Source organism: Streptomyces sp. NPDC037421, from assembly GCF_055602105.1.
Map to the genome: position 1 here is coordinate 57,792 of NZ_JBVJWV010000024.1, position 17,070 is coordinate 74,861.

Consider the following 17,070-nt stretch of genomic DNA (forward strand, 5'->3'; position numbering starts at 1 on the left):
CCTCTGCTGTTTCCCCCACCAAACAATTTGGAAGGCCGGACCCCCTGGCGATCCCCCCCCCCCCCCCCCCCCCCCCCCCCCCCCCCCCCCCCCCCCCCCCCCCCTCGGCACCACTGCCGTCACCACTGACGCCGCACCGTGGCTTTCGCGCCGGTCACCAGAGTTGCGGGTGGAACGTCATCGGCCACGACCGCGCCGGCGGCGATCACGGCATCACGTCCGATGCTGACGCCGGGCAGGATCGTGGCACCGGCGCCGATCCACACGTTCTCCGCGACGTCGATGGGCGCGCCGGTGAGGTACAGCCGCCGCTCCTGGGGATCGACCGGGTGGCCGCTGGTGATGAACGTGACCTTCGGGCCGACCATCACGCGCTCGCCGAGCCGGATGCCCGCGTAGTCCAGGAACGTGCAGTTCTGGTTGATGAACACGCGCTCGGCGAGGTCGAGGTGCAGGCCGTGGTCCGTGTAGAAGGGCGGATAGACGGTGACTCTCGGCGGCAGCGGCTTGCCGAGGATCTGTTCCAGCAGTTCGGCCCTGCCCTCTTCGTCCTCGAAGGGCAGGACGTTCAGGCGGGAGGTGAGTCCGGTGACCCGCAGGACCCTCTCGGCCATGGCCTGGAACTCGGCGCTGTGGATGCGCATGAGCCTGTCGCTGGGCATGCCGCGATTCTTTCTCGTGTGCGGGCGACCGCACAAGATCCGTCTTCCCTGACCGCTCCGGGCACTGCACCAGAGCTCGGCGGCCGGCCGGTCGGCCGGTCAGAGGAGGTGGCGGACGAAGACGTCCGACTTGCCGTTGGTGTCGCCGGGCACGATGTCGTCGGCCGTGGACTGGAAGACCACGTCGCGCCCGTCGGCGCTGACCGAGTCGGTCCCTGCGGTGGCGGGCCGGCTCGAGACGATCTCGTCGGTGCCGGTCTGCAGGTCGCGCAGGACCAGTGAGGGTCCGGTCGTCTCGTGCGGGGCGTACAGCAGGTGGCGGCCGGTGGGATCGATGGCCACGCCCCGCACGTTCGGTACCGGTCGGGCGGTGCCCGAGCGCACGTCGTGGACGTAGGTGTCGGAGCCCGAGAGGTAGACGACCGTGCTGCCGTCGTCGCTGAGCTGGACGAGGGTCGCCCCGGCGGACGGGCCCTCGATCGGGCCGGAGGCGGTGCCGGTGGTCCGGTCCCACACGAAGACGTCCCCCGCCTTGCCGTCCTGGTAGGCGACGTAGCGGCCGTCGCCGCTGATGGACGGACGGGCCGGATGGGTGTGGTCGAAGGCGGCGACGGTCACCTTGGCGCCGGTGTTCTCGTCGTGGACCTCGATGCGCTGGCGGCTGGACGACGTTTGCCTGATGAGGATGGCAAGGGCGATGAAGCGGCCGTCCGCGCTCAACGACGGCTGGCTGCAGCTGTACGTCGAGCAGTCGGCGGAGACCGTCCTTCCCGTGCTCACCTGATACTGGCGAATGCGTACGTTGTTCATCCACTGCAGGGGATAGGCGACGTATGCTCCGTCACCGCTGATCACCGGGGGCTGGAGCGGGGTGTAGTCCCCGAACCGCTTGGTCTGCCCCGCCTGCTGGTCGCGGACGAACACCCTGTCGCCGCCCGTCGTGCTGTCGGCCGTGAGGTTCCTCGCCGAGGACGAGAAGACGACGTGGCGGCCGTCCGGCGTGATCGAGGCGCCGCCGGAGCCGTCGTCGCCCTGGGTGCCGTCGGCCGCGACACTGACCCTCTCGACACCGGCCCCGCCCTCGCGCGCCACTGCCGCGGGCTCGGCCCAGGCGGCTCCGGGCAGCACCGCCGTGACAGCGCAGACCGCGACGGCCGCGCTCAGGGCGGCCCGCAGGCGTCTGGTGGTGACCCTGTTCGTGTTTCCCCTCATTTTCCCCCCAGTCAGGACAAACCCTCGCCTCCGGTTCCCTGCCGGAGGACCAGAGCATGCAACCGCGAAGGCACTGTGGGGTCAATGCGGCACATGACCGAGAGGCGCGGTTTCGGCCATGCGGGAGCGATCCGCCCCTCACCGGCCCGGTCGAGGAGGTACGGGATGCCGTGCTCGGGCAGGGGCCGCCCGGAGCGCGTACGCCCCGCGAGGCCGGCGGACCGGCAATCGCGGGGCGTCTTTGGGCAAACCGTCAGGCCGTCAGGCCGTCCGGCCGTCCGGCCGCCCGGACGGCTACCGGCTACCGGCTGAGCGACCCGAGCGCCGCCGCGTCGTACGGCTTCAGCTCGTCGAACCGGTTGCCGAGGACCTTCGCCGCCCACTGCGGGTCCTGGAGCAGCGCCCGGCCGACCGCGACCATGTCGAACTCGTCGCGTTCCATGCGGTCCAGCAGGTTGTCGATGTCGCCGAGTGCCGCTCCCTCGCCGGCGAAGGAGCGGATGAAGTCCCCGTCGAGACCCACCGAGCCGACGGTGATGGCCGGCCGTCCCGTGAGCTTCCTGGTCCAGCCCGCAAGGTTCAGGTCCGAGCCCTCGAACTCCGGGATCCAGTAGCGCCGGGTGGAGGCGTGGAAGACGTCGACGCCCGCCGCCGCCAGGGGGGCCAGGATCGCCTCCAGCTCCTCCGGGGTCTGCGCGAGACGGCCGTCGTAGGCCTCCTGCTTCCACTGCGAGTAGCGGAAGATCACCGGGAACTCGGCCGAGACGCGCTCGCGGACCGCGGCCACGACCTCCGCGGCGAACTTCGTACGGGCGACCGCGTCGCCGCCGTAGGCGTCGCTGCGGCGGTTGGTCCGCTCCCACAGGAACTGGTCGATCAGGTAGCCGTGGGCGCCGTGCAGTTCGACGCCGTCGAAGCCGATCCGCTCGGCCTCCGCGGCGGCGTCGGCGAACGCGCCGATGACGTCGTCGAGGTCGGCGCGGGTCATCGCCTTGCCGGTCCCCTCGGTGCCGTCGACGCGGATGCCGGAGGGGCCGACGGCGGGCGCGTCGGCGTACGGCGCCTCACCCTGCTTGCGCACCATGCCTATGTGCCACAGCTGGGGCACGATCGTGCCGCCCGCCTCGTGCACGGCCGCGGCGACCTTCGCCCACCCCGCCAGCTGCTCCTCGCCGTGGAACCGCGGCACCCGGTCGCTCTGCCCGGCGGACTCGTGGCCGACGTAGGTGCCCTCGGTGATGATCAGGCCCACGCCCGCGGCGGCCCGGCTGGCGTAGTACGCCAGCACGTCCTCGCCGGGCACGCCGCCGGGGGAGAACATCCGCGTCATCGGAGCCATCGCGATGCGGTTGGGGACGGTCAGGCCGTTCAGCGTGACGGGCCGGGAGAGGATCTCGGCCGCGCGGGAGGCGGTGGACGTGGTGACGGTCATGCGGGTCCTCCGGGTTGAGGCTGTGGCTCGTCGGGTGGCAACGAGAAGTGCATAATACACATGCTATGTATCATGCATATTGCAGCAGCATCCGCCGGTCCACGGGTCGGCGATAATGGAGCGCCGGAAGGAGCGGGAGGCGCAGTGCTGGAGAAACTGGAGCGGGAGCTGATGCTGCTCTCGCGGCACCAGGTGCTTGCCCGGCGCGAGCGGGACCCCGAGCGCCTGGAGCGGTCGGCGTACCTGCTGCTCAGCCGGATCGACACCCAGGGCCCCATGTCCATCGGCCAGCTGGCAGAGGCCTTCGGGCTCGACACCTCGACCGTGAACCGCCAGACGGCCGCACTGCTGCGCTGCGGACTGGCCGAACGCGTCGCCGACCCGGACGGCGGCATGGCCCGCAAACTGCGCATCACCGCCGAGGGCGGGCGCCGGCTCACCGGAGACCGGGAGGTCAACCGGTCCTGCCTGGCCCGGGTCGTAGCCGACTGGTCCCCCGAGGAGGTACGCGAGCTGGAGGACGCCCTGGTCCGGCTCAACCGCAGCGCGGAGGCCCTCGAAGGACGCTACTGGCCGCGCACGGAGGAAGACGGCACCCGCGCCGCGTGCCACCCGCCGGCCCCGCGGGAATCCGCGCCGCGAACCACGTAGGAACCCGCGACCACCGCCCCTGGGGGTGCACGAGTGGAGACCGTCCTCGTGCACCCTTCGGGCCAGTTCACATGGGCCGTGTCGGTGCCCGGATGCCTGCCCACGTTGTCCAGGGCATCGGAAACCGCGGCAGCGAGGGCTTCGGCGACCTCCCGGGGCAGGTCCGGCACGGCATGGTACTGCGCCTTCAGAGTGAGCCCGAGACCCTCCGCCCGGTGCACGGCCTCCTCCAGCGCGGCCCGTGCGTCCGGCACCGCCCCGTGCAGAGCCGGCGAGGTGGCTGGCAGCAGTACGAGGACGAGGACGGTGCCACGCCACCCGAACGCGACCACCGCGGCCGCGGCAGCCGACAGGCTCTGCACCATCAACCAGCCGTGCGGTGCCACGGCCTCCCCCTCACCGATGACGGCGACGGCGACGGCGATCCACGGGAGACCGCACCCGGTGACCGGTACGTCGGCCCAGACCCCCGGACCGGAGAACCAGCGCGTACGAGGGCGGGCACGTAGAGAACCACCGAGAGGGCGCGGACACAGGCCAACAGGGCCACGCTCCGGCCGTCCACCCGGTCCTTGAGCACGACGCCCGCCGCGGCTGTCAGGTGCGCCAGACGGAACAGCGCCGGGGCCTTCACCGCTTCCACCTGCCTCTTCGCGGGCGTCACCCCCGCCCAGGCCGCCCCGGCGGCCGCCGGCACCGTACCCGGGGGCGCACACCTGTACCGCGCCGTGACGGGCAAGCGCCTGGACGTCAGAGGCCGGTCGCAGGACGGCTCCTGTCAGCCCTTGAGCCGGCGGTTGACCTCTTCGTTGACACGACGGTTGAGCTCGGCCAACTGCTCGGGGGTGTAGGCGGTGAGGTCGCCGAGGTCCGGTGGGCCGGCCCGGGGTTTGCCCTTCGCCTGCTCCTCGCGCCGCTTGAGCTCTTGCTCCTCCGGTGAGCCGGGCGCCGCGAACGCACACCGGATCAGCGTGCCGTCGGCGGCCTTCAGACAGGTCGCCTCGCGGCCCGCGACCTGGCCCCTGCCCTCCACCCGGTAGCGGATGTCCTGCTCGCTGCCGATCGTGGCGGTCCAGGTGGTGCCGCCCGTGGGGACCACCTCGAACACCCTGTCGTCGTTGTAGCAGCAGACGTCCCGGTACTCGGCCTTGATCAGCGCGATGACCGCCTTCGGCGAGGACCAGGTCGGATCGAGCCGGTGGACGGTCAGGGGTGCCAGCCCGCTGCCCTGATGGCGGGCGGGCACCGTCGCGACGGCGACGACCGAGCTGGCCTCGCCCTGCGGTGTGAGGGGCGTGACGTAGACGCTGCGTCCGCTCGAATCGCCGTGGCGCAAGGTGAACTCCGATTCGTTCCCCTCGTTCGCGCCGTCTTCCGAGGCGTCCCAGCCGCTGCGTTCGAACCACCAGTCGGCGAAGCCGCCGACGGCGGCGACCGCCTCCCGCTGACGGGCGGCGAGGCTCAGCGGGTAGGACGGGCCGGGGACGGTGTCCGTCTCCGTGGTGATGGTGACCTCGCCCGTCCGGCCGTCGTAGAGCGCGACTCCTGCGGGACGTTCCGTCACGACCAGAACCCCGGTCTGCCTCTTGAGGGGTACGACCACGATGGGCGTATCGCCCGAGCAGGTCACGTAGGCGTCCTGGGCCTCGAAGCGGACCCAGCGCTCCTGGGCGGAGATCTTCCGGCCCAGGTTGTGACCGAACCAGCCGCCCATGCGTGCGTCCGCCACGTCCACGTCGAACGGACAGCGCTGCCGCGAACGGCTGGTACCGCCGAGCGGAACATCCTGTACGAGGCCGACCTCGTACCCGGAGAGCCAGCCGCTGCGCTCGACGAGGGTGGTGAAGCGGTCCGAGTCGGGCAGGTACGTGATGTCCGAGATCTCACCGGTGACATCGCCCAGGTGCGGGGCGGCCTGTGCCTTGCCGACGAGGTAGGGGGCGCGGGGCGCCAGCGCGGGCACCGGCTCGGTCACCACCCGCGTGGCCTCCATATAGCCGCGGTCCTGCAGGTACGCGCCGTACACCAGCCACCAGACGGCGAGCGCGAGGCCGACGACGGCCCCCAGGCAGCCGAGCACCCCCGCCACACCGCCCGACCCGGCACCGGCCTTGCCCCGCAGCCTGCGCATGAGCCACCGCACGAGCCCCGCCAGCGCGACGAACGCCACGGCCAGCAGCGGCAGGGCCAGCCAGGCGAAGAGCTTGCGCAGCTCCCACACCAGGACGGTGGAGTAGTAAGGGGCGTACAGCGGTGCACATGCCACCAGCACCACGACACCCGCCGGCATGCCGATACGAAGAGCCCGGCCCATCAGCGCCTCCCCACCGCCTGGTTCAGCACAAGTGTGTAGTGCCGGGCGGGCCCTGTCATCGCCGAAGGCGCATCGCTCCGCGTGGGTGTCCGGCGGAACTCCTCGCGGACGGGCAGGCGCTCCTCGTCTGCCAGGCCTCACTCAAGGGGCGGACCGAGGGCGCGCCCTGTCACCTGGCGGTCGATTCCCTCCGCGGAAACGGAGTCGGAACTGTCTGTCATACCGCCCACCCCCGCGGGAACGACTCCCATGCCCGACGGAGGCGTTAGGAGGGAGTCAGTGGAGTGTTAGCGGCCGTGGTCAGCATGGGATTCTCCACAAGCCCGGCCCGTTCCGTTTCGTCCTCCGACACGGGCCGGTTCCCGAAGAGAGGCACGGCCTTGAACCTGCTGTCCTTGAAGGTGCCCAGGGCGGCCCTCGCCGCCCTTGTCGCGCTGCTGGGTCTGCTCCAGCTGACCACGGCCCCGCCCGCTCGCGCGACCACGTCCCGGATATGGACCGTCATGTCCTGGGACATCACCAGCCTCCAGCAAGGAGGCCCTCTGGCGGCCCAGCGCTACGACGACATGCTGAGGGAGCTCCGCCATCTGGCGGGCTACACGGTCGATGCCGATCACGGCGGTGTTCTCGGCAGGACCGAGGCTGAAACAGGGCGCTACATCGAGATACGGGTCACGGACAACGGCAACCAGTTCCTCAGCCTGTTCTACCGCACGGACAACCTCTACCTGGACGGCTTCAGGATGGCGGGTCGCAACTACCGGTTCAGCGACGCCCAGTCCCACCTGGTACGGAACTTCGGGAATGGCGATCAGCTCTTCACGACCATCTACTCGGGGAGCTACCAGAACGGCGGCCTGGACGCCGACGACGCCCGTGCGAACACCGTGTACACCGGGCCGAACCTGCGCAACCAGTTCATGGGACTCACCGGGTTCACCTACAACACCCGTTACAACTACCGGCTGAACCTCGCGAACATAGTCCAGGCCACTTCGGAGGCAGCCCGCTTCGGGTGGATCCAGAACCGCATCTCGAACACCATCAGGAACGGCGGCGAATCGGACGGATACGGCTGGCAGACGACCCTGGGATCGTTCGGAATCGCGTTGGAGAACCGGTGGGCACCATTGACCCGACTGGCCTTCCGGACGAGGAACGGGGGTACCGGAAGTCCGGTGGTCGTCGACGGGCGAAGCTATGCGAGTCTGACGGACATGATGCGGGGGAATCCGCCCCAACGCCCGCGCATCTCCTACCTGCTGGGGCTGGGCAGCCAGGCAGGATAGTGCCGATCGGGATGCGCTGAGCCCTTTCCGGCCCGTCAGCGGGCGGCTCGGGTCGAGGCGTCCCGGCCGCGCCGCAGGACGAAGCCCCCCGCAGTCGGCGCCCGAGGGTGCCCGCCGATTCGGCGAGGACCCTGGAACCCGCCAGACCGATGCCAAACAGACGATCTGATGATCTGCGCACCCCAAGTCCCCGTGTCGTCCATGAAGGTCCATGGAGATCCATAAACGGCCCAGCCCGGGGACACGGTCCGATCATCCTTCCGATCGAGTCCGTCGACACCCCCGAAATGACGGCTCGTGATCGAGGAGTTCCGCACCCCCCATGAGGCTCCCCCACAAACGCCGCGCGGACCGCACGGACAGCAGGGACGACACCGCAAGCCCGGAGCGGCGGGAAGGCCCGCGGCGCAGACGACGCCCCACGCGCCGAACGAAGAGCCGCAGGAGAGCCGCCCGGAAGGCCCGTCGCCCCCTCATCGACTACCCCAGGCGCGGTCGGCGGGGCCGGCGGCGCTGGACGCCCTCCTGGAAGCTGACCTCCGGCCTGTTCCTGCTCTTCACCGGCGCCCTCGCCGGCCTCTTCACCGCCGTCTACATACAGGTCGAGATCCCGGACCCGCACGACTCGGCGAGCCGGCAGGGCACCGTCTACTACTGGGCGGACGGCAGCCGGATGGTGAGCGTCGGCGATGTGAACCGGCAGGACGTGAAGCTCTCCCAGGTGCCCGACTCCGTCCAGCGCGCCGTCATCGCGGCGGAGAACGCGGACTTCTACAGCGACTCGGGCGTCTCGGTGACGGGCATCGGCCGCGCCGCCGTCAACATCGTCAAGGGCAAGGAGACCCAGGGCGGCTCGACGATCACCCAGCAGTACGTGAAGAACACCTATCTGAGCCAGGACCAGACCGTCCAGCGAAAGGTCAAGGAACTCTTCCTCTCCCTCAAGGTCAGCAACCAGCGGCCCAAGACGGAGATCCTTGAGGGGTACCTCAACACCTCCTGGTTCGGCCGCGACGCGTACGGCGTCCAGGCCGCCGCGTACGCGTACTACGGCATCCCCGCCAAGGATCTGAACCCCAGCCAGGGCGCGCTGCTGGCCGCCGTACTCAAGGGCGCGGAAAGCTTCGACCCGTCCCTCAGCGCCGACAACCGCCAACGCGCCGAGGACCGCTGGAGCTGGATCCTGGACCGTCAGGTCGACACGGGTTCGATGAGCGCCGAGGAGCGCGCGAAGTACACGGAGTTCCCCGAGCCGAAGCCTCCGGTCAAGCCGACCAGCCAGGCCGGGCAGACCGGCTACCTCGTCGACATCGCCAACAAGTACCTCAAGAGCCGCGGCGGGATCTCGGGCAAGGATCTGGCCGGTGGCGGCTACAGCGTCCACACCACCTTCGAGAAGGACAAGGTGCTCGCGCTGGCCAAGGCCGTCGAGCAGGTGCGCGCGGACCGACTGGACCCGAAGAAGCGCGCGGAAGACCAATACGTGCAGGTCGGCGCCGCCTCGATACGCCCCAAGGACGGAGCGATCGTCGCGGTCTACGGCGGCTCCGACGCGGTCGAGCACTTCACCAACAACGCGGACACCTCAGGCGTGCCTGCGGCCTCGGCCTTCAAACCCTTCGTGTACGCCGCCGCGATGGAGAAGGAGCTCGAAGGCGGGGAACGCTCAGCCGAGGGCGCTGCCCCGGACCCCCTGAAGCCCACGCCGACAGGGCCGGCGACGACATCCGCGAACCTCCAAGCGGCGCTGGTGAACTCCGACCACACGCCGTTCGTGGAGAGCGGCAAGAAGACCGGGTTGAAGAAGGTCAAGGAGCTCGCGGTCGCGTCGGGACTGCGGGAGGAGAGCATGGCAAAGCTGGAGCCGACCTTCTCCATCGGTACCTCCACCCCCAGCGCCGTCCGGCTGGCCAGCGCCTATACGACCTTCGTCAACCAGGGCCGGGCCACCGAGCCCTACTCGGTGACCAAGGTCGAGCGGAACGACGTCGCGGTGGAGGGCTTCGGCCAGACCAAATCGCGTCGGGCCATGAGCTCCGAAGCAGCCGCGACGGTCGGCACGGCGCTCCGCCAGGTGGCCTGGAGCGCCGTCGGACCGCCGAAGGGCCAGTGGACCTCCGTCCCGTCCTGCGCAGGCAAGACCGGCCCGAACGACCGTATGAACGCGGCCTGGTTCATCGGGGCGACGCCGGAACTGAGCACCTCGGTCGCGATGTTCCGCACGAAACCCGACGTCCCGCAACTGCTGCCCATGCAGGGCGTGGGCGGCCCCGATTCCGAGCGCGGCAGCGCCCTCCCGCCGCTGATCTGGAAGGCTTACAACGAGGTGGCGGCGCCTGCGCCGTCGTACCCGACGGACGCTCCCCAGGACCGCCCGTGACGGTCTCGTAGCCCGGCCGGCACGGCGAGGCGCAGTGTGGCAGGCCCACTCCCGCCTACGACAGCGCCGTACTGCGCCCATGACCCTGCACCCCTGATTCTCAACCGGGCGTCCTTGCCGGCCGTGGATCTCGACAACAGCCTGATCGACCAGGAACCCGCATTCAGGGGTGCCGGGCTGCCCTGTGTGATCGTCACCAATGGGCGTGCAGACCAGCGGCAGGAGACCCTCCTTGCAGGGTCAGCAGCCGGGGCGGATCGGCGCAGAGGACGCCAAGGCGAGCGCGGCGATCCGCAGTTCGGCTACCCACGTCCGCTCCGCAAGCCCCACCGTGTGCTCGATGCAGCATCCGCACGGCGGGATCGGCGACGCGAATGCTCGCTCCTCCGCCGTTTCGGCTTCGGTCTCCCACGAGTCGTCCGTCACCAGGTCGGCGAGAGCGGCTTCTCCGTCGACGAATCTCGCCGCCAGTCGGCGCAGAGCGTGGCGCCGGGCCACCCCCGGATCAGGCAAGTCGATGCCGCACTCGGCGAGTGCTTGCTCGAACGCATCACGAATGTCGCGGGTATCCGCGTGGCGCGGCCAACCAGCGAGCTCACACAGCGTCGGGCTGTCCAGCCCAGCCGCGAGTGCCTCAGCGGCAATCACCGGCAGGTCCTCTGGCGGGATCTCATCCGCCCGATAACGGCACGCCGCCTCACCCAGAGTCGTGAGACCGCTCCGCGTTGAGGTCTCCGGTCCAGGTGTCGCTCCTGCTGTTCCCATGGTCTTACGATGCCGGCACTGATCCCAAGAAGGCTGTCCAGCCGTCCGTGTGGCCCGTTGACGCCGTACCGGGCGATCCGCTCACCACCGAACTGCGCATGCACGTCGTCAGCGTGCAGGCCCCAGTAGAAGACGTCGGCGAGCCCGTCGGCCGGCTCGTCGTCCGTTCCCGTCCACGCGTCCAGCCCCGCGGCGTCGCCGACAACCATGCCGCACCGGTCGACGGGCAGGTCCCCGAGCCTTACCGGTACCGACCGGTCTGCGGTCCCCGGCCACGGAAGACCGGGACTGACCTCCAGGGCCGCGATCGTCGGTTTCCCGTCGAACGGAGACGGTGAGGTGCTCGCCCGCACCGTCAAAGGCCGGTCATCGGCTGCCGGAACCACGACCGCCTCGCACGGCCACTCACGAAGACGGCCTCCACCCGTCGCCGCAGCCGCCCTGGCGCACTCGGACAGGGGCCGGCCCGACTCCCGCCACTGGTCGATCCACCCGGCCGAGCCGAGGACCAGCACACCCGCCGGGCAGACCTGCTGGCGGCGCCTGGAGCGCTGGCTGAACGCCGGAGGAGTCGCGCGTGCGTGGACGCCTCCCACGTGCGTGCGAAAGAGGGGACGCGATGGCCCCGTCGCCCGTCTACCGCCGCAAGACTGATGGCAGGCATCTCCGGGCGCCGCCTCAGGCAGCCCCGGCTCGGTACGACCCCTCGCCCGATGGGGGCCGACCCGTACTACCCCGAAGGAGGCTGATCATGCAGCTCACCGTCCTCGGCGCCACGGGCCGATCGGCCGGCAGGTACTCCAGCAGGCCCTCGCAGCCGGGCACCGCGTCACGGCACTGGTCCGTGACGCAGCCCGGCTGCCACCGCGCGACGACGAGCGCGTAACCGTGGTCATCGGCGACGCCGCCTCCGCCACGTACATCGAGGAGCGATCCGGGGCGGCCAAGCCCTCATCTGTGCCCTGGGACCGGGCAAGGACTACAAGTCCACTCTCGCCACCCGCACGGCCGGCCCCGTCATGGAAGCCATGGCCGCAGCCGGCGTGGAACGCCTCGTCCGGCTCTCGGCCCTCGGCTCCGGCGACACCGTCCGGCACCAGCCCCTCCTCCAGGCCATCGCTTCGAAGCTGCTGATGGGCCCGCTCATGACGGACAAGGGCATCGCCGATGACACCATCGCCCGCGGCGACCGCGCCTGGACCATCGCCCTGCCCGTGCTGTTCAGCAACGGCCAGACCACCGGCGACTACAAGACGATCCCGCTGGAGGCAGCCAAAGGACGCGTCCGAGGGAGGATCACACGTGCAGACGTCGCGGACTTCCCGCTCGCCACCGCGACCAGCGACCTACGGGTGTGCCAGCGCGTCATCCTCACGCGCTGAGCAGCCGCATCGCCCGGGCGGAGCCGCGCGCCCTGAACAGACGGAAGGCCGCCCCCGGTTCGAGCTCGAGCGTTCTCGTCGAAGAGCCCTCATCGGGCTGAGAGTCCGCAGGGAACACAGAAGGGCCCGTACCCCTGCGGCGTCGGGCTTGTGGAGGGTGGCCGTGAACCCAGGCAGGGCGGTGGCCGTCCTGCCCTGCCGGCCTCGTCGGGGAGGGGCGGGTTCGCGGCGGCGCGGTAAGGTGCTGCACCTGCTCGACGGAGGTACGACGATGAACCCCGAAGACGAACCGCTCGACCAGTGGGCCGCGCGCCGCGAGGGCCGGATGCGCAGGCCCGGCGAGCTGAAGGCCGTCACCCTTGGCCCAGGTACGCAGAGAGCTGCCCACGTCGACCCCGGGGCCCCGCGCCTCATCCTGGAGTGGGACGGCTTCCAGTGGGTGCCCGTTGTCGTGGTCGAGGACTACGCTGCTGCCTGCCGCGTCCTCAACCCCGCCCCCCAGCCGCAGGAACAGGAACGGACCGCGCCCAAGAAGCAGCCCGGCCGGCACCGCAAACCGCAGTAGGACCTGGTTGAGCCGTGCGGCAGGCCCCGGCCGCGGCGCGGTTCTTGTCCTGCGAGCCGGCCCGCCTGCCCCTCCCGACCCCTCCAGGCACCCGGGCCAACCCCGCGCTCATGAGGAAGAAGCCGGTGACGGTGCTCGCCCGGATCTCGCCGTTCAGCTCTTGCGGGTCAACGGTTGCCCGGCGAAGGTCACCCCGCCCAGGCCATGGGCCATGAGGTTGCGAATGTTGGCGTGATCAGTGTCGTTCGGCGTCGCCAGCACACTGCGGTAGTGCTCACCGAATGCCAGCAGCGCCTCCTGGTCGCTCAGTCCTTCCAGCAGGGCCAGTCCCAGGGTCTTGCAGGAACCCTCGTTCTCGCCTGCGGCGTTTTCCAGCTCCCCGTTGCGGAACGCCTGCGGCTGATAGTCGTAGTGCGCGGCGACGAAGGCCAGAGTCTCGGCGAACTCGTGCTCACCTGACGCAAGGCTTGCCCGCAGTGAGTTCAAATCGGTCATATTGGTTCCTTTGGGTTTGGACAGGCGATCCGATTGCCGTCTGTGACCGGACGACAGTACCCCCCTCATGGCCGGTCGGCAGGGATCGCGCCACATGTCGGAACGACCGGCATCTCCGCAGGTCACGATGTGCTTCTCGGTCACCCGCCGAGAGCCGTCTCGCAGCTCACGCCGGTCACGTGAGCGGGATCGCGCGGCACGCCCGGGGGAGCGATGTAGCCGCCGGGTTCTGCTGGGGTGCCGTCGTGGCTGGGACCCGGGAGGGCGGGACGCCGTGCCGAGGGACGCGTACCAGCGCGGGAGCCGTGGGCCGGCTGCCAATCACCCGTTTCGCGCTGCCCGCCGTCTGGCGCGATGCAGCAGCCAGTGCTCAGCTGTGATGAGCGAGGCCGGCCTGCGCTGCGGAGACAGTCCCGTTTGGGCTGCAAGGGTCCGACGGGTTACGACGGGGGAGAGTCAGGTGGGCACAGCCAGGATCGCGATCGTGACCAGCGAGTCCGGCATGGAACGGGACGCCGATCTCCCACTGATCGTGGAGGCGTTGCGTGCCGACGGTGCGACAGCCGAAGCAGTGGCCTGGGATGCACGGGCTTGCTGCGGCTTGGGACGGTTGTGCTTATCGGACCCGCGTGCCCCGCCCTGCCCGGAGGACGGGGCACGACCTTTGCCCTCCCGACGCCCTGGTCCGATACCCACTCCATCGGGGGGACAGGAAGTGCCGACGGGCAGTCTCGCGCCTACCGTAGGGCTCCCACGACTTGGGGGAAAGCGTGCAACCAGCGCGCCCCGCACACTCGTTACGCGCGGAGAAGGCGTTCCGAGCCCGCCTGGCTGATGCCGGTGCCCAGCTCCTCGAAAGTTCCTGGCCGGGGAACTCCTCGCCGCACGCGGTGCGGTGCGCCGCCGGGCATCTCGTGACCCCCCCGCCCGGCCAATCTTCAGCAAGGTCGGGGACTCTGCCGAGTCTGCGCTCGCCGAAGCCCCGAAGCCCCGAAGCCCCGAAGCAGCGGAGGCCGGCTTCCGGGAACGGCTCTTGGCGGCTGGCGCCACCCGCCTGGAATCGGCATGGCGGGGCGTCCACGTCCCACACCGGATCCGATGCACTGCGGGCCACGAATCTCTTCGTCGGCCATCAGCGGTCCGACGATCGGGCTGGGTGTGCAGGACCTGCCCCCGTGCGCGGCTTCTGCAGCGATGGCGACGTGCTGTGCTGACCGTTTCCTCCTCTGCCCGTTACCGTGCCGCCAGCCGGTCCCGGACGTCCCGAAGAATGACCTCAGCCCTGGTGTCGAGAAGTTCCGCCGCCAACGCCTTCCCTGCCGCCTCGGGGTCGTCCGCCGGTCCGGCACGCTGCAGCCGCGCTGCCGTGTGCCCGCGAGCGAAGTCGCCTGACCGACAGATTGAGCGGTCCGCACAGCCATGCGAACTTCGCCCCTCAACTGGGTCTGAAGAACCCACCCCTTCTGCCAGGTCGCATCCTGGTCCCAGAACGCCCCCCAGCACGCAGTGCCGCTGTGAGGTTGCTGCGGCTGCGCTGGGTGTCGGGGTGGGCGGGTCCGAGGATGCGTTCGCGGGTGGTGAGCACGCCCTGGTGGAGGTCGGCCGCTTCCTGGTGGTGGCCGAGGTGGTCGAGTGCGAGGCCGAGGTTGTTGCGGCTGGTCAGGGTGCTGGGGTGGTCGGGGCCGAGGGTGCGTTCGTAGGCGCTGAGGACCTGCCGGTGGAGGTCGGCTGCTTCCCGGTGCTGGCCGAGGTGGTCGAGCGCGAGGCCGAGGTTGTCTCGACTGTGAAGGGTGTCGGGGTGCTCCGGGCCGAGGGTGCGTTCGTAGGCGCTGAGGACCTGCCGGTGGAGGTCGGCTGCTTCCCGGTGCTGGCCGAGGTGGTCGAGCGCGAGCGCGAGGTTGTTGCGGCTGTTCAGGCTGTCGGGGTGACCGGCGCCGAGGACGCGTTCGTAGCCGGCGAGCGCCTCGCGGTGGAGGTCGGCTGATTCTTGGTGCCGTCCGAGGTAGCCGAGTGCGAGGCCGAGGTTGTTGCGGCTGTGCAGGGTGTGCACGTTGTCGGTGCCGAGGATCCGGTCACGCGCGGCCAGGATGTACCGGTGGTGGTCCGCAGCCTCTTGGTGCTGGCCGAGGTGGTCCAGCGCGTTGGCGAGGTTGCTGCGGCTGAGCAGGGTATCGGGGTGGTCGGCGGGGAGAATGCGTTCACGGGCAGCGAGGACCTGATGGTGAAGGTCCGCGGCCTCCTGGTGCCGACCGAAGAGGTCGAGCGCGTTGGCGAGGTCGTTGCGGCTGTTGAGGGTTTCGGAATGGTCGGGGCCCAAGGATCGGACGGTGATCTCGTGCGCGGCCTGACGCAGCTGAAGCACGCTGCCGTAATCGCCCGCAGCTGTGAGGGACTGGCTGATGTGATCGACGGCGTCGGCGAGGCGGCGGTTGTTCTCATTGACGGAGTGCGTTGCGGCGATCAGGAGGTGAGGGGCGAGGAGACGAGCCGCGTCCCAGTCCTCAGTCCGGGCACCCCTCACCCCCTGGGCTGCCTGGATCAGGCGGCCCGTGAGCGCCAGCTGGTAGCGGCTCGGCTCTGTGGATTCTGTGATGTGGGTGTGGGCGGTGATCTCGCGCACCAGGGGGTGCAGGACGAGTTGTCCGAGGACGGGTTGACCGTCGTGGCTGATGGGCGTTTCGACGAGGCCGTAGGTGTGCAGGCCGTTGAGCGCGGCCTCCACTTCGATCACGCCGGTCTGCTGCCTGGTGGCATCGGTGACGAGCTCGGGTGTGAGGAGCGAGATGGGGACGGGGGCGGCTGCCAGGAGGGACAGCAGCCGCAGCACCGGCCGTGCGAGGGGGTTTCCGTCAGCGGCCAGTTGGTCCAGGGACAGCTCCCACGTGTGGCGCACGAGGGTCCGTCCGACGTCCGGGTCAACCGCCCGGAGCTGCGCTGCGCCGAGCAGCGTGCCGAGCTGTGTGTCGAGAGCGGCGGTGTAGGCGGTGAAGCTGCGGTGGCGGCTGCCGGGGGCAGCCAGATAGCGGCCCACGGCGTGGAGGGCCAGCGGCAGGCCACCCAGCCGGTCCGCAAGTGCCCGTGCCTCGTCGGCAGTCCCCGCCTGGGGTGCCGCGTCCCGGAGGACCTGGCCGCCGGCTGAGGGCTCCAGCGGGGCGACGTGGTGGAGGACGGCCCGGGTGCCCCACACCGCGAGGTCGGTGTTCCGGCTGGTGACCAGCAGCAGGCCCCGGCCGCCCGGCCGGATCCATCCCCGGTAGGAGGCCACCTCCTCCCCATCAGGACCGACGGCCTGAGGGGTGTCGACGTTGTCGATGACCAACAGCCATGCGGAGGCCCGATCCAACTGCTCCCACACCACATCCGGCAGCCCGGCCCGACCCGCTCGGGCCTCCTCGAGCCGGGCCTCGGGAAGGCCGCAGGCCAGCGCCGCACGGGTCATCTGCTCCGCCAGCTCCTCTGGGTCGCGCCAGCGGATCCAGAACACGCTCCGCCCTTCCGCGCGCGCGACATCAGCCAGAGCAGCGGCCAACGTGGTCTTGCCGATTCCCCCGACCCCGCACAGCACGGCGAACTTGCCCTCGGGCCGGGCCAGCAGCCGACGCAGCGAATCCAGTTCGTCGTAACGACCGCGGACGGCGCCTGCGCCCTGGGGCGCACGCAAGGAGGCCATGCCGGCGACCGGCACCCGCCCCAACGGCACCAACCTGCGCGGCGCAGCAATCCTCGCGGACCCAACGGCGTCCAGACGGCGGCTGACCAGATCCAAGACGACCGCACCCACAGCCAGCACACCGAAAACCGACCACACCACCCACGGACGGGACGCCCAGTCCGGCACGGCGCTCGCGGCGTAGTTCGTCACAACCCCCAGCGCGCACGTCGCCGCCGCCGCGGACCCGCTCACCATCGAAACCGCCCGCGTA

The 17,070-nt window shown here is 70.4% G+C and carries 11 protein-coding genes and 1 pseudogene; 5 read left to right on the top strand and 7 right to left on the bottom strand.

Features of this window, described 5'->3' with window-relative positions:
- Positions 1-119 precede the first annotated feature (119 nt).
- From ACZ7IF_RS28160 to ACZ7IF_RS28170, 3 genes are all read right to left on the bottom strand, one after another.
- Positions 120-662, bottom strand: coding sequence for a DapH/DapD/GlmU-related protein (locus ACZ7IF_RS28160; RefSeq protein ID WP_470976765.1), 543 nt, complete (start codon positions 660-662; stop codon positions 120-122).
- A 99-nt stretch (positions 663-761) separates the two neighbouring features.
- A complete protein-coding gene (locus ACZ7IF_RS28165) occupies positions 762-1,874 on the bottom strand; it encodes a TolB family protein (RefSeq protein ID WP_470976768.1) in 1,113 nt (370 codons plus the stop codon).
- Between the two features lie 301 nt (positions 1,875-2,175).
- A complete protein-coding gene (locus ACZ7IF_RS28170) occupies positions 2,176-3,306 on the bottom strand; it encodes an NADH:flavin oxidoreductase (protein WP_470976771.1) in 1,131 nt (376 codons plus the stop codon).
- 171 nt (positions 3,307-3,477) lie between these two features.
- Here ACZ7IF_RS28170 and ACZ7IF_RS28175 point away from each other — a divergent pair, with 171 nt between their 5' ends.
- Positions 3,478-3,957 (top strand): MarR family winged helix-turn-helix transcriptional regulator, encoded by a 480-nt coding sequence (locus ACZ7IF_RS28175; protein ID WP_470976912.1) that lies wholly within the window; start codon positions 3,478-3,480, stop codon positions 3,955-3,957.
- Between the two features lie 778 nt (positions 3,958-4,735).
- Here ACZ7IF_RS28175 and ACZ7IF_RS28180 read toward each other — a convergent pair.
- Entirely contained in the window at positions 4,736-6,271 is a 1,536-nt protein-coding gene (locus tag ACZ7IF_RS28180; protein WP_470976774.1) for a hypothetical protein, read from the bottom strand.
- A gap of 380 nt (positions 6,272-6,651) precedes the next feature.
- Between ACZ7IF_RS28180 and ACZ7IF_RS28185 the strand changes: the two genes are divergently transcribed.
- Together ACZ7IF_RS28185 and ACZ7IF_RS28190 are read left to right on the top strand one after the other, a co-directional pair.
- Complete coding sequence (locus tag ACZ7IF_RS28185; protein WP_470976777.1) at positions 6,652-7,560, top strand: ribosome-inactivating family protein; 909 nt, start codon at positions 6,652-6,654, stop codon at positions 7,558-7,560.
- A 322-nt stretch (positions 7,561-7,882) separates the two neighbouring features.
- Positions 7,883-9,940: a transglycosylase domain-containing protein gene (locus tag ACZ7IF_RS28190; RefSeq protein WP_470976780.1), complete on the top strand. Its 2,058-nt coding sequence runs from the start codon at positions 7,883-7,885 to the stop codon at positions 9,938-9,940.
- Between the two features lie 240 nt (positions 9,941-10,180).
- Here ACZ7IF_RS28190 and ACZ7IF_RS28195 read toward each other — a convergent pair whose 3' ends face one another.
- Entirely contained in the window at positions 10,181-10,588 is a 408-nt protein-coding gene (locus ACZ7IF_RS28195; protein WP_470976783.1) for a hypothetical protein, read from the bottom strand.
- 900 nt (positions 10,589-11,488) lie between these two features.
- Between ACZ7IF_RS28195 and ACZ7IF_RS28200 the strand changes: the two are divergent.
- Both ACZ7IF_RS28200 and ACZ7IF_RS28205 read left to right on the top strand, forming a co-directional pair.
- Positions 11,489-12,087: pseudogene (locus ACZ7IF_RS28200) on the top strand (NAD(P)-dependent oxidoreductase).
- Between the two features lie 271 nt (positions 12,088-12,358).
- Positions 12,359-12,652, top strand: a complete 294-nt coding sequence (locus ACZ7IF_RS28205; protein ID WP_470976786.1) for a DUF6087 family protein — start codon at positions 12,359-12,361, stop codon at positions 12,650-12,652.
- Positions 12,653-12,805: 153 nt separating this feature from the next.
- On the opposite strand, the gene ACZ7IF_RS28210 is transcribed toward ACZ7IF_RS28205, so the two are convergent.
- Both ACZ7IF_RS28210 and fxsT read right to left on the bottom strand, forming a co-directional pair.
- Positions 12,806-13,147, bottom strand: coding sequence for a HopJ type III effector protein (locus ACZ7IF_RS28210; RefSeq protein WP_470976789.1), 342 nt, complete (start codon positions 13,145-13,147; stop codon positions 12,806-12,808).
- A gap of 1,435 nt (positions 13,148-14,582) precedes the next feature.
- A complete protein-coding gene (fxsT, locus tag ACZ7IF_RS28215; RefSeq protein WP_470976792.1) occupies positions 14,583-16,817 on the bottom strand; it encodes an FxSxx-COOH system tetratricopeptide repeat protein in 2,235 nt (744 codons plus the stop codon).
- Positions 16,818-17,070 lie beyond the last annotated feature (253 nt).

Excerpts from the sequence above, each read along its gene's own strand:
- ACZ7IF_RS28160 (WP_470976765.1), bottom strand. The coding sequence starts at position 662 with ATGCCCAGCGACAGGCTCATGCGCATCCACAGCGCCGAGTTCCAGGCC.
- ACZ7IF_RS28165 (WP_470976768.1), bottom strand. The coding sequence starts at position 1,874 with ATGAGGGGAAACACGAACAGGGTCACCACCAGACGCCTGCGGGCCGCC.
- ACZ7IF_RS28170 (WP_470976771.1), bottom strand. The coding sequence starts at position 3,306 with ATGACCGTCACCACGTCCACCGCCTCCCGCGCGGCCGAGATCCTCTCC.
- ACZ7IF_RS28175 (WP_470976912.1), top strand. The coding sequence starts at position 3,478 with ATGCTGCTCTCGCGGCACCAGGTGCTTGCCCGGCGCGAGCGGGACCCC.
- ACZ7IF_RS28180 (WP_470976774.1), bottom strand. The coding sequence starts at position 6,271 with ATGGGCCGGGCTCTTCGTATCGGCATGCCGGCGGGTGTCGTGGTGCTG.
- ACZ7IF_RS28190 (WP_470976780.1), top strand. The coding sequence starts at position 7,883 with ATGAGGCTCCCCCACAAACGCCGCGCGGACCGCACGGACAGCAGGGAC.
- ACZ7IF_RS28205 (WP_470976786.1), top strand. The coding sequence starts at position 12,359 with ATGAACCCCGAAGACGAACCGCTCGACCAGTGGGCCGCGCGCCGCGAG.
- ACZ7IF_RS28210 (WP_470976789.1), bottom strand. The coding sequence starts at position 13,147 with ATGACCGATTTGAACTCACTGCGGGCAAGCCTTGCGTCAGGTGAGCAC.
- fxsT (WP_470976792.1), bottom strand. The coding sequence starts at position 16,817 with ATGGCCTCCTTGCGTGCGCCCCAGGGCGCAGGCGCCGTCCGCGGTCGT.